The sequence below is a fragment of the Amycolatopsis sp. NPDC051045 genome, assembly GCF_040682955.1.
Taxonomy (GTDB): domain Bacteria; phylum Actinomycetota; class Actinomycetes; order Mycobacteriales; family Pseudonocardiaceae; genus Amycolatopsis.
Genome location: NZ_JBFBCC010000003.1, coordinates 1 through 14198, shown reverse-complemented (window position 1 = coordinate 14198; position 14198 = coordinate 1). Strand labels below are relative to the sequence as shown.

Genomic DNA, 14198 nt, shown 5'->3' with positions numbered 1-14198 from the left:
TTGTCAGCGAAGGACCATGCACCCCGCCTCCTCGAAGTCGCGCAGCCACGTCGGCTCCCGGAGCTGCTTGTTCCACCGCAGATCCAGCTTGTCCAATTTGGACAGCCGGGCCAGTGACGCCGGCAGCGTCGTCAACTGGTTCTCCCGCAGGTCGAGCTGACGCAGCTCACTCAGCGAGCCGATCGACGACGGCAGCGAAGTGAGCCGGTTGCCGCGCAGGTGCAGCTCCCGCAACGCACCCAGAGCGCCGATCGACTCGGGCAGCGCGGTCAGCTCGTTGCGGTAGAGCCGGAATTCGCGCAGCGCCGAGAACCCCGAGAGGTCCGAGGGAAGCGAAACGAGCCGGTTGTCCGTGCACCCCAGGTACCGCAGCTTTCCCAGACGGCACCAGGCATCCGGGAACTTCGTCAGTCGGTTGTCGCTGACGTACAGGTATTCGGTGAGCCCGGCCAGGTCGCCCAGTTCGTCCGGCAGCGAGTCGAACCGGTTGTGCGCCAAGTCGAGCGTGTGCAGCGACGTCAGCGCCGAGATGCCCGGTGGCAGCGAAGAAATCCGGTTCGCCGCGAGGTTGAGCACCTCCAGTCCGGTGCGTTCCCACAGCGCCGCGGGCACCACCGAGATCGAGTTCCGGTACAGATCGAGCCGGGTGACCTCGGGCGGCACCGAAGGCACCGACGTCAGCCCCTGCCCGCTGAAGTCGAGCCAGGTCATGACCCCTCCCGGCGCGTTGCGGGCAGCCGCGACCACGTGCGCGGGTCGTCCGGCGTGGACACCTGGATCCGCAGGCCCGGCACCTCCGACACCGCCAGCTCGGTCAGCCGGAAGTGCATCCGGCCCGCCCGCGGGTGCTGGAACTCCCGCACCCGCGGCCGCGGTTCCGCCACCTCCTGCCGCGCCCACAGCTCGGCGAACTCCGGGCACAACGCCGACAGGCGCCGGATGTCCTCTTCCCAGGCCGGGTCGCCGACGTGCCTGCCGTACTCGGCGCGCATCCGCGCGACCATGTGCGGCACCTCATCGTCGTAGTTCAGCAGGAACTTCCGCGCGTTCGGCTCGGTGACACAGCACCACAGCAGGTTCTTGTGCAGGCACGGCAAGCTGTGCCACTCCCAGAACAGGTCCTCCTGCGCCGCGTTCGACTCGAGGATGTCGAACCGGCCGTTGACGACCGCGGCGGGCAGCGGATCGAGCGCACGCAGCACCTCGCGCACCGCGTCCGGCACCACTTCGACCGACGACGGCAGCCGGGACGGCGTCAGCTCCGCCAGCCGGTACAGGTGCTCCCGCTCGGGGCGGTCCATCCGCAGCGTGCGCGCCACCGCGTCGAGCACCTGCGCGCTCGCGTTGATCGGCCGCCCCTGCTCCAGCCACGTGTACCAGGTGACGCCGACGCCGGCGAGCAGCGCGACCTCCTCCCGCCGCAGCCCGCTCGTGCGACGGCGCACGCCGGGCGGCAGCCCGACCTCTTCGGGGCCGATCCGTGCCCGGCACGCCTTGAGGAACTGGCCGAGTTCCTCGCGGCGGCTCGTGTGGACCTGCGTTGACGTCATGCGGACATGGTGCCGGAGGGGTACGACAGTTTTCGGCAGCACTGTCCGGGGCTCCGCCACCCGACCCCCGAAGGAGGGTGGTGCCGGTACCAGCATCCCCAGGCTCTCTCCGCCGGCAGCCGAACAACGCCATGGTCGGACGCATGACACTGACCACCCCTGCCCCGGCCACCCCGGACCGGGCCGCCCGGCCGGACCGGCGGCCGTGGTTCATGCTGACCGTCCTGCTGCTGGGCCAGTTCATGGCGCTGCTCGACGTCACCGTCGTGAACGTCGCCATGACCGACATCCGCACCGACCTGCACGCGTCCGGCGCCGCGCTGCAGCTCGTCGTTTCCGGCTACACCGTGGGCTACGCGATGTTGCTGATCACCGGCGCCCGGCTCGGCGAGCTGTTCGGACGGCGACGGCTGTTCGTCACCGGCACGATCACCTTCACCGTCTGCTCGCTTCTCTGCGGGCTGGCACCCGGCGCCGGCGTGCTGATCGCCGCCCGGATCGCCCAGGGCGCCGGGGCGGCGCTGATGATGCCGCAGGTCATCAGTGTCATCCAGGCGCAGTTCAGCGGGCCCGCGCGGGCCAAGGCGCTCAGCGCGTACACCGCGGTCATCTCGGTCGCGTTCGTGTCCGGCCAGGTGCTCGGCGGGGTCCTCGTCGGTGCGGACCTCTTCGGTGCGGGCTGGCGGCCGATCTTCCTGGTGAACGTGCCGATCGGGGTGCTCGTGGCCGCCTTGGCACTGCGGCTGGTGCCCGGCGGCGCCGCTCGCGCGGGCCGCCGTCTCGACCTCGCCGGCCTCGCGATCGCCGTGCCCGCGGTGGTGCTGATCGTGCTGCCGCTCGTCCTCGGGCACGAAACCGGCTGGCCGATGTGGACGTTCGGTTCGCTCGCGGCGGGTGCGCTGCTCGCGGTGCTGTTCGTGGTCGTGGAACGCCGGGTGCGCGACCCGCTCGTGAACCTCGGCGTGCTGCGGATCCGGGGCGTCGCGCCGGGACTCGCCGCGCTGGCCACCGGCGTCGCTTCCTACGGCGGTTTCCTCTTCTGCGTGGCGTTGCACCTGCAAGGCGGCCTCGGGGAAACGGCCTTGGCCGCCGGGCTGTCCATGGCGCCCGGCGGCGTGGTCTTCGGCGTGTGCGGGTTCTTCTGGCACAAGCTGCCCGAGCGCGTCCACGCGGCACTGACGCCGTGCGGCTACGTGGGGTCGGCAATCGCGTACGCGTTGCTCGGGCTGAGCCTGAAGGACGGCGGAAACGGCGGCGCGCTGTTCTTCGGCGCGCTCCTGCTGTTCGGCCTGTCCATGGGCTTGGCGTTCGGGTCCCTGATGGCGCACGCGCTGACGCACGTCCCGCTCGAACGCGCGGCGGACGCCAGCGGCCTGCTCACGACGACGTTGCAGCTCGGGCAGGTCGTGGGGGTGGCGACGTTCGGGAGCCTGTTCCTGACGCTCGCCGGTGGTTCGTCCGCCCACGCCATCACCACGACGATGACCTGGGCCGCGGCGTTGCTTCTGGTGGGCGTCGGGTTCGCCGTCGCGCTGGCGCGCGCGTCGGCCAGGCGGTAGGCACGGAAAAGCCCGGCCGGTTCACCCGAAGGTGGACCGGCCGGGCCGTCATCCGAAAGCGTTACCTGGTTACACCACGACGGCCGTAGGCCCCCGCGGCGATGCTGACGCCGATCGCGGCCAGCACGACCTGGGTGAGGATTTCCAGCCAGTCGATGCCGTTCGTGTCGGCGTAGCCCAGCCCACGTGCGATGGCTGTACCGATGAACGCGGCGATGATACCGATCACGATGGTCAGCCAGATCGGAACATTCTGCTTGCCGGGAGCGACCAGCCGGCCCAAAACGCCGATGATCAACCCGACGATGATGGCACTGATGATGCCGGCGACAGTCATCGCTTCTCCTCTCGGTGATCGCAGGTCCGGCCACTCGGATCCCGCGAACTCTCGGAGACGGGATTCCCCGGCGATGTGGCCCCGAAACGCCGAAGGGCCCCTTCCTCGGAGGAAGGGGCCCTTCGGCGGAATGCATTGGATCAGAACGCGGCTTCGTCCAGCTCCATGAGCGCGTTGTCGGCGGCCTCCACGATGGCGCGGCGGGCGGTCAGCTCCGGCAGCACCTGCTTCGCGAAGAACGAGGCCACGGCGATCTTGCCCTCGTAGAACGGGACGTCCTTGGTGGACGCGCCCGCGTCGAGCTTGCCGAGGGCGACCTCGGCGTGCTTGAGCAGCTGCCAGCCGATGAGCAGGTCGCCGACCGACATCAGCAGCCGGACCGTGTGCTGGCCGACCTTGTTGATGCTCTGCGGGTCCTCCTGCGACGCGGTCAGGTAGCCGATCAGCGAGCCGAGCATGCCCTGGGTGTCCTCGAGGGCCTGCTTGAGCAGCCCGCGCTCGTTCTTGAGCCGGCCGTTGCCCGCCTCGGACTCGATGAACTTGGTGATTTCCCCGGCCACGTAGGCCAGCGACTGGCCCTTGTCGCGGACGATCTTCCGGAAGAAGAAGTCCAGCGACTGGATCGCCGTGGTGCCCTCGTACAGCGAGTCGATCTTGGCGTCACGGATGTACTGCTCGATCGGGTAGTCCTGCAGGAAGCCGGAACCGCCCAGCGTCTGCAGCGACTGCACGAGCTGCTCGGTGGCGCGCTCGGAGCCGACGCCCTTGACGATCGGCAGCAGCAGGTCGTTGACGCCGTGCGCGACCTTCTGGTCACCCTCGCCGGTCCACAGCTGGTCCTGGAAGGACGCCGTGTACAGGTAGACCGCGCGAAGACCCTCGGCGTACGCCTTCTGGAGCATCAGCGAGCGGCGGACGTCCGGGTGGTGGGTGATGGTGACGCGCGGCGCGGCCTTGTTCAGCATGTTCGGCAGGTCGGCGCCCTGGACGCGCTCCTTGGCGTACTCGAGCGCGTTGAGGTAACCCGTCGACAGCGTCGCGATGGCCTTCGTGCCGACCATCATCCGGGCGTACTCGATGACCTGGAACATCTGCGCGATGCCGTCGTGCACCTCGCCGAGCAGCCAGCCCTTGGCCGGGGTGCCGTGCTGGCCGAAGGTCAGCTCGCACGTGGTCGAGGCCTTGATGCCCATCTTGTGCTCGACGTTCGTGACGAAGGCGCCGTTGCGCTCGCCCAGCTCACCGGTCTTCGAGTCGAAGTGGAACTTCGGCACGAGGAACAGCGACAGGCCCTTGGTGCCCGGCTTGGTCTCGATGCCGGGACCCTCGGGGCGGGCGAGCACCAGGTGCATGATGTTTTCACTCATGTCGTGCTCGGCGGAGGTGATGAACCGCTTCACGCCGTCGATGTGCCAGGAGCCGTCCTCCTGCTTGGTGGCCTTGGTGCGGCCCGCGCCGACGTCGGAGCCGGCGTCCGGCTCGGTCAGCACCATGGTGGCGCCCCAGGCCCGGTCGATCATGAGCTGGGCCCAGTGCTTCTGCTCTTCGGTGCCGTTCTTGTTCACGATCATCGCGAAGTTCGGGCCCGCCAGGTACATGAACAGCGGGGCGTTCGCGCCGAGGATGAGCTCGGACGCGGCCCACTGCACGGTCGGAGGGAGACCGAAGCCGCCGAGGTCGTTGGTCAGGCCGAGGCGCCACCACTCGCCGTCGAGGAGCTGCTTGTAGCTCTTCTTGAACGACTCGGGGATCTTGACGCTGAATGTCTTCGGGTCGTACACGGGCGGGTTGCGGTCGGCGTCGGCGAAGGATTCGGCGAGCGGGCCGGTCGCGAGCTTGTTCAACTCGGACAGCACACCGCGCGCGGTCTCTTCGTCGGATTCGGCGAGCACACCCTTGCCCAGGCGCTCCTGCACGCCGAGTACCTCGAAGAGGTTGAACTCCAGGTCTCGGACGTTGCTCTTGTAGTGGCCCATGTCGTCACTCCAATGTGTTCGGCTCCCCGGCCGGGCACATGTTCGCCTTACTCGCCGGTAACTTCAGGATATTACCTGTGGGTAACTGGAGCAAGCAGATCCGCACTTCCGTGTGCGGGAAATCCCCGGAAATCCGGGTTCTTCCTGGGAAACGGCGTCAGCGGTGCCCCGGGATCGCGGTTGTGTCCGTCGTCACCGGGAGGTGCCCGTCGTCGGCCCGGGCGATGAGGATCCCGCCGCGGAAGGCGATCGTCACCGCGTGTGTCCGATCCCGGGCCGAGAGCTTGCGCAGGATGCTCTTGACGTGGGTCCGGACCGTCTCGACGGACAGGAACAGCAGCTTCGCGATCGCCGAGTTTTCGAGCCCCTCGGCGACCAGCTGGAGCACTTGGTATTCGCGCCTGGACAGCGGCATCGCGCCGCGCGGCACCGGCGGGCTGTCCTGGGCGGGGTCGCCCTTCGGTGCGGTCGCCCGCTTCGGCCGGACGGTCAGCGCGGCCAGCGCCGGATCGATGTAACGGCGCTCGGTGTGGGCGCGCCGGATCGCTTCGGCGAGCCGTCGTGCATCGATCGATCGCGGCACGATGGCGTGCGCGCCCGCGGCGATCGCGGCCGCGAGGTACTGCTGCGTGCGATTCGCGTCACGGATGAGGGTGACCAGGATCAGCGCCGGGTCGCCGGCGTTCAGCAGCTTGGTCAGGTGGCAGTTCGGGTCGAGCGCCGAGTCGAGCACGACGACGTCCGGCTTGACCTGCTCGCACAGCTGCAGCGCCGCGTGGTGGCTGGCGGCCTGGCCGGCCCAGTGCAGTCCCTGGCTGCGGTGGACCAGCGCGGCGAGGCCGTCGCGGAAGATCGGGACGGGGTCGACGACCGCCACGCCGAGACTGCGCCCGCCAGGTCCGGCCGGCCCCGCGGACCTGCGGGTGGGCTCGATGCCGTGCATCGCGGCCTCCGTCTCTGCGCGTCACTCCTGGGGCGCCGGACGTCTCCGGCACCGTCCGCTCCCCCTGCCGGGACCGGCCGGAAGTGACTCTTCCTGCTTGGTACGAGTCGCGATTGCCCAGCTCATGACGCCAACTCCCCCTCATGGCCGAATCTGCAGGTCACAGCAAACTGTAAGTAGAACTCGATCTTGCAGGGGCGACGCGGCAGCGCCGGAGAGGACCTGACGGGGCAGTGGGTGCTACTGAGGGTGGCCTGCCGCCCGTTCAACGATTTCGACACTGTTCGGCTGCGGCCCGCAGCTCCGCGAACTCCGCCGCCAGCCCGGCCGGCGTCCAGTGCGCGTTGAGCCCGCTCGGGTTGGGCAGCACCCACACGTGCGTGTCGCCGATCCGGTGGTCCTGCCGGCCGACGCGCGCCTTCGGGAAGCCGAAGGCGGTGCGGTACGCCGTGATCCCGACGACGGCCAGCCACCGCGGCCGGTACCGGAGCACCTTCGCGACGAGCAGCTGCCCGCCTTCGCGCAGCTCGTCGTCGGTCAGCTCGTCGGCGCGGGCCGTGGTCCGGGCGACGACGTTCGTGACGCCGAGCTTGAGGTCGAGCAGCTTCTCCTGCTCGCTCGGCGCGTACCGCCGGGGCGTGAACCCGCCGGCGTGCAGCGCGGGCCAGAACCGGTTGCCGGGCCGCGCGAAGTGCTGGCCGAGCGCGCCGGAGTAGAGGCCGGGGTTGATGCCGCAGAACAACACGTCGAGGCCGGGCGCGATGACGTCCGGGATGGTGGCGTTGTGCGCCGCGGCCAGCTGGTCCTTCGTGGGTCGGGTGCTCACCCGTCCAGTTTCCGACCCCGAACTGCCGCTCGGTGTCGCCGGGGGTAGCGAATCGGGCACGGACCTGCGTACCCTGTGTGATCTCTCGCACAGCGCCGTACCGAGGAGGATTTCGTGCAGCTTCCGATCGTCCTCGGGCTGGTCGCGCTGGTCCTGGCCGTCGCGGTGCTCGTCGTCGTCCTGGAGGATCGGCGAGCCGCCAAGCGCGCGGCGCTGCAGCGGAAGGCGCGGTTAGCGCGTCTGGGCGAGGTGGATCCGCTCGCGCCGGGCCGGCTGCACGCCGACCGTTGAAGGACGGCCGCGGAGCAGGGTCAGCAGCAGCGCGCCGACCACCCAGCCGGTTCCGGCGCCGAAGGCGTTGTTCATGAGGTCGTCGACGTCGAAGATGCGGTAGACGTACGGCGCCGTGCCGAAGTTCGCGGTCAGCTGCGTGATCTCGACGAGCAGTGACGCCGTGAAGCCGATCAAGGTCGTGCCGATCAGGCCGCGGCGCCAGAGGATCCGCGCGAACACCCCGAGCGGGACGAACAGCAGGACGTTGAGGCACGCCTGCTGGAACGTCTGCGTCATGAACCAGGACCCACCGTGCTCGAGCAGCTCGGTGTGGATGTCGGCGATCCACTGGAACGGGTGCAGCTGGACCGTCTGGGTGAGCCGGCGGGTGCCGGGGCCCGGCAGCGGCAGGAAGACGACCGCGAGGGTCATGCAGCCGTAGAGCAGCACCGCCGCGGTGGTGGCGAGGCCGCGCAGCCGCAGGCCGCCGTGCCGGGCGAGCTGGGTGATCAGCTGCGGCACGAGCACCACGACCCACAGCGCGAGGAATGCGGTGAAGCCGTACTGCAGGGCGGTGACCTGTGCGTTCGTCATGCCGTCGACGGTATGGATCTTGACCCCGGTGCCGCTTCGGTCGAAGGGCCGGACGGTCCGGAGCCCCCTCGGCCACTCGGCCGACCCGCCGCACGGCCGATCGGTGGGTGCGGCGGTGAGCTAAGTCATGTGGCCGTAACCGGATGCGGCTTGCGCCGATACGGGAATGAGCACGACGCTCGGCACGTCGCAGCTTCGTGCAGGCAACGAAAGGAACGCTCATGGCACCGGTCCGGGTCGGCATCATCGGGCTCAGCGCGAACGGCGGCTGGGCCGCGACCGCGCACGTGCCCGCGCTGGCCGCGGTGGACGGCTACGAACTCCGTGCGCTCAGCGGGAGCAGCGCCGAGTCGGCGCGGGTGGCGGGGGAGAAGTACGGCGTGCCCCTGACCTTCGGTGACGCAGGGGAGCTTGCCCGGCACCACGAGGTCGACCTCGTGGTGGTCGCCGTGAAGGTGCCCGAGCACCGGGCGCTCATCGAGCCGGCGCTGGCCGCGGGCAAGCAGGTGCTGAGCGAGTGGCCGCTGGGCGTGAGCCTGGCCGAGACCGAGGCGCTGGCCGAAGCCGCTCGGGAAAGGACGACCGCGGTCGGCCTGCAGGGGCGGTCGGCGCCGGCGTTGCGCTACCTGCGGGACCTCATCAAGGACGGTTACGTCGGCCGCGTGCTCTCGACGTCGCTGATCGCCTCCGGCGCCAACTGGGGACCTTCGGTGCGAGCCGGCCGGGACTACCAGCTGCACCCCGCGGGCGGGGCGACGATGCTGACCATCCCGTTCGCGCACACCGTCGACGCCCTGGCCATGGTCCTCGGCCGCTTCGCCGAGCTCTCGGCGACGATGGCGACCGTCCGGCCGCGGGTGCGCAACGAGGTCACCGGGGAGTCCGTCGAGATGACCGCGCCGGACCAGATCGCCGTCACCGGCGTGCTGGCCGGGGGCGCCGTAGCGTCGCTGCACCTGCGCGGCGGGACGTCGCCGGCCACGGACTTCCACTGGGAGATCAACGGCACCGAAGGCACGCTGGTCGTCGAGGCCGCGGACCCGCTGTTCTGGATCGCGAAGCTGACGTTGCGCGGCAGCCGGACCGGCACGTTGGAGAAGCTCACCGTCCCCGCGCGGTACGAGCTGTCGCAGCTGGCCGGGCGCAGTGCGGAGCCCTCGTACAACGTCGCGCACGCGTACGCACGGCACCTCAAGGGCGACCTGCCGGACTTCGCGCACGCCCTGCGGGTGCACCGGGTGCTCGACGCCGTTCAGCGGTCGGCCGACACCGGGAACCGGGTTCGGCTGGACGCAGAGTAACTGTTACCGTCGGTTGTAGCTTTTCCGCTAACCGGCCCTTACGCTCGGATCATGGACGACGTTGTCTATGACCGCGCGGGCCGGGGCGAACCGCTGGTGCTGATCCACGGCATCGGCCACCGCCGCCAGGCTTGGGCGCCGGTGTTTCCGCTGCTCACGGCCCATCGCGACGTCATCGCCGTCGACCTGCCCGGCTTCGGCGAGTCGCCCGAGCCGTCCGGCGGGTACGGCATCGAGCCCGCGCTCGTGATGTTCAAGGAGCTCTTCACCGACCTCGGGCTCGGCCGGCCGCACGTCGCCGGCAACTCGCTCGGTGGCCTGCTGTCGCTGGCCCTCGGACAGGCCGGGCTGGTTCGCAGCGTCACGGCGTTGTCGCCGGCCGGCCTGTGGAACCGGACCCAGAAGATCTATGCGATCGCCACGCTCCGGGCCCATCGCGCCCTCGCCCAGCGCACGCCGCCGCACGTCGTGCGCCGCATCGCCGCGACCGCGGCCGGCCGGCGCGCCCTGACCGGGATGATCGTCGGACGGCCCGAACGGCAGGCGCCCGACGCCGTCGTCGAGGACGCCCGCGCGCTCGCCACCGCGCCGGGCTTCGAGCCCACCGCCGCCCAGTCCCGCGGTGACTTCCGCTTCACCGGCCCGGTCACCGACGTCCCGGTGACCATCGCCTGGGCCGAACACGACCGGATCCTCGCCCGCCCGCGCGTCGCCGACCTGCGGAAAGTCGCGCCGCACGGGATCTTCCGGCTGTTGCCGGGCTGCGGGCACGTGCCGATGAACGACGACCCGGAACTCGTCGCGCGGGTGCTGCTCGACGGAAGCCGTTAGGTGACATTCACGTTACCAATCCGGCCGAAAGTAGGTGGAAACGGACCAGAGTGAATCCGCTCAGCGGGACTTGTTCCGCCGTGGCTGCCGGCCGGATTGGTAACAATCGCACAGCACGTCCGTCTTTTGCCCCTGGTTCTCGCCTCCGCCGCGAGGCAGAATCCTCCGCCGTGCGCCCGTTCGGGGAACTGGGGCGCGAATCGGAGGAAGAACACTCATGAGGCTTTCGACCCGGCTCGCGGTGTTCGCCGCGGCCGCGCTGGCGACCACGGCGGTGACCACCGCACCCGCGTCCGCTGGCCAGCGCCCGGACCCCACCACCGACGTCCGGATCATCGGGTTCAACGACCTGCACGGCAACCTGGAGCCGCCGTCCGGCTCCAGCGGGCGCGTGGTGCAGTCGGACGGGACCACTGTGGACGCCGGTGGGGCCGCCTACCTGGCCACGCACGTGAAGCAGCTGCGGGCGCAGGTGCGCAACTCGTTCGTCGTGTCCGCCGGGGACAACATCGGCGCGTCGCCGGTGATCTCGGCACTGTTCCACGACGAGCCGACCATCGACTTCCTGAACATGCTGGGCGTCGACGCCTCGGTCGTCGGCAACCACGAGTTCGACGAGGGGTTCAAGGAGCTGCAGCGCATGCAGTTCGGCGGGTGTCACCCGACGGACGGCTGCCAGTTCGAGAAGACCTTCAAAGGTGCGAAGTTCCCGTTCATCGGGTCCAATGTGTACTTCACCAACGGCCTGCCCGCGCTGTTGCCGTTCACCGTCAAGTTCGAAGGCGGCGTGCCGATCGGCGTCATCGGCGCCACGCTGAAGGACCTGCCGACCGTCGTCACGCCCGAGGCCATCAAGGGCCTGAAGTTCGGCGACGAGGTCGAGGCGATCAACCGGACCGCGGACCTGCTCGACTTCTTCGGCGTCAAGGCCCAGGTCGTGCTGCTGCACCAGGGTGACGGGACCGAGGTCGAAGGCCCGAACGACTGCAAGCTGCGTCCCGGGCCGGCCGCCACGATCGCGGCCGCGGTGACGCCGAAGGTCGACGCGTTCTTCACCGGGCACAGCCACCAGCAGTACAACTGCGTGATCAACGACCCGGCCGGCCAGCCGCGGCCGGTCATCCAGGGCTCGTCGTTCGGGCGCCTGCTGTCGGTGGTGGACCTGAAGATCAGCCTCAAGACGCGTGACGTCGTCCGATCGCAGACGCAGGCGCACAACGAGATCGTCACCCGCACCGTCACGCCGGACCCGGCCGTGGCCGCGCTGGTCGCCGACGCCAAGGCGAAGGCCGCCCCGATCGCGAACCAGCAGGTCGGCACCATCACCGCGGACCTGCCGGCGGCGGGCAACGCGGCCGGTGAGTCGTCGCTCGGCGACGTCATCGCCGACGCGCAGCTCGCGGGCACACAGTCGAACAACGCGGTCATCGCGATCACCAACCCGGGCGGCATCCGCGCCGACCTGACGTACAAGTCGTCCGCGAACAACGAGGGCGACGGCGTGGTGACCTACGGCGAGGCGTTCACCGTCCAGCCGTTCGCGAACATCATGCAGACGATCACGCTGACCGGCGCGAACCTGAAGAACGTGCTGGAACAGCAGTGGCAGGGCACGACCACGCGCATCCTGCAGATCTCGAGCTCGCTGCACTACAGCTACTCGGCGTCCGCGCCGCAGGGCTCGCGGGTCTCGGACATCACGGTGAACGGCACGCCGGTCGACCCGGCGGCGACGTTCCGCGTGTCGGTGAACAACTTCCTCGCGGCCGGCGGGGACGGCTTCACCGAGTTCACGAAGGGCACGGACCTGGCCGGCGGACCGGTGGACCTGGACGCGCTGATCGCGTACCTGGGCGCCCACCCGAACCTGGCCCCGCCCGCGGCCGACCGGATCACCCGGCTGCCGTAGTTCCCGTTTCTCCAAGACGCCGGGTCGACAATGAACCCATGACGACCTGGGAAGACGTCGTACGCCTCGCCTCCGGCCTGCCGGAGGTCGAGGCCTCGACCTGGTATCGCACGCCCGCGCTGAAAGTGGCGGGCAAGGGGTTCGCGCGGCTGCGCACCGAGGACGAAGGCGGCCTGGTCGTGGTGTGCGGGCTCGACGAGAAGGCCGCGTTGCTGGACTCCGGCGACGCGGCCTTCTTCACGACCCCGCACTACGACGGCCACGGCATGGTCATCGTCGACCTCGAGCGGGTGGACGTCGATCAGCTGCGCGAGCTGCTCGAAGAGGCGTGGCGGCGGCAGGCGCCGAGGCGGCTCACCACTTGAGTTCGCCCTTGAGCATGCTCATCAGGATCATGTCGTGGCGCTCGCCGTCGGCGTCGATGAAGGATTCGCGGTGGCGGCCCTCTTCGACGAACCCGATCTTGCGGTAGACGTGCCGGGCGGCCTCGTTCTCGGCGACGACCCAGAGTGTGATCTGGTGCAGCCGCATGGCGTTGAAGCCGTAGCGGCACATCAGGCGCAGGGCTTCGGTGCCGTAGCCGCCGCCCCGGTACCCGGCGTCGCCGATGTAGACGTCCAGCTCGGCCTCACCGAGTTCGGGCTCGGCGTCGCGCAGGTCGATGACGCCGATGAGCTTGCCGTCGGCCCTGGCTTCGATGCCCAGTACGACCTTTTCGTAGGTGTTGAGCGCGCGGTCCTCGCAGCGCTTGCGCACCTGGGCCACCGACAGGGGGTGCTCGTTGACCATCCAGCGGCCGACCTCCGGGTCGGCCGTCCACGGGTGCAACCGTTCGGCGTCCTCCGGTTCCAGCGCGCGCAGCCGGACGAGTTCCCCCTCGAGCACTTTTCCCCCTAGTCCCGCTTGAGCAGCAGGAAGTCGTGGACGTCCAGGAGGCCGAGGAACTGCCGGACCGGGACCGGCATGGCCTTCCGCGACTCATCATGCACGAGCCGGGGCGAGTGGACGCGGTATTTACGCCGCTGAGTGATCAGCGTGCAGCTCTCCGCGGCCAGCACGTTCTTCACCCAGTCCGTCCCGGGCCCGTAGGTGAGGGCGACGACGAAGCCGTCGTCCGTGCGGAAGACGTTCAGCGGCGTGCGGTACTCCTTGCCGGACTTCCGCCCCGTGTGGACGATCATGCCGAACCCGGGGGCCCAGCCGACGACGTGCTTGTTGATCCGGTTGGTCACCACGCGGTTGAAGCGGGCGAGTCCCTTGGGCAGCACCATGGCCCGATGATATCAACATGCGATGAATTAATCGATCGGGTGACCCGGCTCCCCGCCCGCACCGCGCCGATGGTGGGATATGGCGCATGTCGACCGAATGGCCGCTGCGCCAGGACCCGGAAGCGCCGGTGATCATCGCACTGGCCCTGGTGAACGACCCCGACGCGCTGGGCTTCGTCGTGCTCGACGACGAGGACGACTGGTTCATCAGCGACGGCACCGAGCTGTCCGACGACGTGCTGGTCAACCGCGAGAGCTTCGGCAAGCTGTCGCTGCGCGAAGCCGTCGAACTGCTGCCGCAGCTGGGCGCGCTGGCGGGCCTGCCGACGGGGATGGCCGCCGACTGGGACCCGGAGCGCCGCACGTGGCTGCTCTCCTCGGTGACCGGCTCCGACGACGAGGACGAGGACGTCCGGCTGCTCGCCCAGCGCCGCGCGGCCTGGAAGTACGAAGGCTCACCGGACGACGAGGCCCAGATCAGCAGCGGCCTCACCGAGATCCCGACGGGTCCGCAGCAGCCGGTGCGCGCGGTCCGCCAGGTCGTCCGCGAGCAGGACGGCACCTGGCTGTTCGTCGGCTTCGAGGTCCCCGAGGCGGAGGACTTCGAGGTCGAGGGCCTCGATTTGGAGCACGTGGCGAACCTGTACCCGGACGTGCGCAGCGTCCTCAGGGCGGCGCCGGGCCAGGTGTACGACCGCGCGACGCCGGACGGCGACTGGGAACTCGTCGAAGGCTAGATGTGATGTCCGGGGAGGTTGGTCAGCCGGGTGATGGGTGGCTTGCCTCCGACGGATGAGTGGGGTCGGTGGTGATTGTAGAAGTGCAGCC

Annotated in this window: 16 protein-coding genes; 7 read left to right on the top strand and 9 right to left on the bottom strand. The window is 69.7% G+C overall.

The window, feature by feature from the left end; genetic code table 11:
* Nucleotides 1-3: 3 nt before the first annotated feature.
* Both AB0M80_RS07740 and AB0M80_RS07735 read right to left on the bottom strand, forming a co-directional pair.
* On the bottom strand, nt 4-711 hold the full coding sequence (locus AB0M80_RS07740; RefSeq protein WP_364560444.1) for a leucine-rich repeat domain-containing protein: 708 nt from the start codon (nt 709-711) through the stop codon (nt 4-6).
* The gene (locus tag AB0M80_RS07735) at nt 708-1550 is read right to left on the bottom strand and encodes a helix-turn-helix transcriptional regulator (RefSeq protein ID WP_364560441.1); all 843 of its coding nucleotides are present in this window, start codon (nt 1548-1550) and stop codon (nt 708-710) included. The genes AB0M80_RS07740 and AB0M80_RS07735 overlap by 4 nt, the downstream gene beginning before the upstream one ends.
* Before the next feature lie 143 nt (nt 1551-1693).
* Here AB0M80_RS07735 and AB0M80_RS07730 point away from each other — a divergent pair, with 143 nt between their 5' ends.
* A complete protein-coding gene (locus AB0M80_RS07730; protein ID WP_364560439.1) occupies nt 1694-3109 on the top strand; it encodes an MFS transporter in 1416 nt (471 codons plus the stop codon).
* A 61-nt stretch (nt 3110-3170) separates the two neighbouring features.
* Here the strand turns inward: AB0M80_RS07730 and AB0M80_RS07725 are convergent, their stop codons facing one another.
* The 4 genes from AB0M80_RS07725 to mug form a co-directional block, all read right to left on the bottom strand.
* Nucleotides 3171-3446, bottom strand: coding sequence for a GlsB/YeaQ/YmgE family stress response membrane protein (locus tag AB0M80_RS07725; protein ID WP_364560436.1), 276 nt, complete (start codon nt 3444-3446; stop codon nt 3171-3173).
* A gap of 140 nt (nt 3447-3586) precedes the next feature.
* The gene (locus AB0M80_RS07720; RefSeq protein WP_364560433.1) at nt 3587-5422 is read right to left on the bottom strand and encodes an acyl-CoA dehydrogenase; all 1836 of its coding nucleotides are present in this window, start codon (nt 5420-5422) and stop codon (nt 3587-3589) included.
* A 157-nt stretch (nt 5423-5579) separates the two neighbouring features.
* Entirely contained in the window at nt 5580-6365 is a 786-nt protein-coding gene (locus tag AB0M80_RS07715; protein ID WP_364560430.1) for a response regulator transcription factor, read from the bottom strand.
* Between the two features lie 265 nt (nt 6366-6630).
* Entirely contained in the window at nt 6631-7191 is a 561-nt protein-coding gene (gene mug / locus AB0M80_RS07710) for a G/U mismatch-specific DNA glycosylase (protein ID WP_364560427.1), read from the bottom strand.
* A 114-nt stretch (nt 7192-7305) separates the two neighbouring features.
* On the opposite strand from mug, the gene AB0M80_RS07705 reads away from it, so the two are divergent.
* Entirely contained in the window at nt 7306-7482 is a 177-nt protein-coding gene (locus tag AB0M80_RS07705; protein WP_308677584.1) for a hypothetical protein, read from the top strand.
* Here AB0M80_RS07705 and AB0M80_RS07700 read toward each other — a convergent pair.
* Nucleotides 7423-8058 (bottom strand): VanZ family protein, encoded by a 636-nt coding sequence (locus AB0M80_RS07700; protein ID WP_364560424.1) that lies wholly within the window; start codon nt 8056-8058, stop codon nt 7423-7425. The genes AB0M80_RS07705 and AB0M80_RS07700 overlap by 60 nt on opposite strands.
* Nucleotides 8059-8279: 221 nt before the next feature.
* Here AB0M80_RS07700 and AB0M80_RS07695 point away from each other — a divergent pair, with 221 nt between their 5' ends.
* From AB0M80_RS07695 to AB0M80_RS07680, 4 genes are all read left to right on the top strand, one after another.
* Entirely contained in the window at nt 8280-9359 is a 1080-nt protein-coding gene (locus tag AB0M80_RS07695; protein WP_364560421.1) for a Gfo/Idh/MocA family oxidoreductase, read from the top strand.
* 51 nt (nt 9360-9410) lie between these two features.
* Nucleotides 9411-10190: an alpha/beta fold hydrolase gene (locus AB0M80_RS07690; RefSeq protein WP_364560419.1), complete on the top strand. Its 780-nt coding sequence runs from the start codon at nt 9411-9413 to the stop codon at nt 10188-10190.
* A 217-nt stretch (nt 10191-10407) separates the two neighbouring features.
* Nucleotides 10408-12099, top strand: coding sequence for a bifunctional metallophosphatase/5'-nucleotidase (locus tag AB0M80_RS07685; RefSeq protein WP_364560416.1), 1692 nt, complete (start codon nt 10408-10410; stop codon nt 12097-12099).
* Nucleotides 12100-12137: 38 nt separating this feature from the next.
* Entirely contained in the window at nt 12138-12464 is a 327-nt protein-coding gene (locus AB0M80_RS07680) for an MmcQ/YjbR family DNA-binding protein (protein ID WP_364560415.1), read from the top strand.
* Here AB0M80_RS07680 and AB0M80_RS07675 read toward each other — a convergent pair.
* Both AB0M80_RS07675 and AB0M80_RS07670 read right to left on the bottom strand, forming a co-directional pair.
* Complete coding sequence (locus AB0M80_RS07675) at nt 12454-12984, bottom strand: GNAT family N-acetyltransferase (RefSeq protein ID WP_364560412.1); 531 nt, start codon at nt 12982-12984, stop codon at nt 12454-12456. The two genes, AB0M80_RS07680 and AB0M80_RS07675, sit on opposite strands and share 11 nt — an antisense overlap.
* 8 nt (nt 12985-12992) lie before the next feature.
* Nucleotides 12993-13370 carry a nitroreductase family deazaflavin-dependent oxidoreductase gene (locus AB0M80_RS07670; protein WP_364560410.1) on the bottom strand — a complete coding sequence of 126 codons (378 nt, stop codon included), beginning with the start codon at nt 13368-13370 and terminating at the stop codon, nt 12993-12995.
* 86 nt (nt 13371-13456) lie between these two features.
* Between AB0M80_RS07670 and AB0M80_RS07665 the strand changes: the two genes are divergently transcribed.
* Nucleotides 13457-14107 carry a hypothetical protein gene (locus AB0M80_RS07665; protein ID WP_364560407.1) on the top strand — a complete coding sequence of 217 codons (651 nt, stop codon included), beginning with the start codon at nt 13457-13459 and terminating at the stop codon, nt 14105-14107.
* Nucleotides 14108-14198 lie beyond the last annotated feature (91 nt).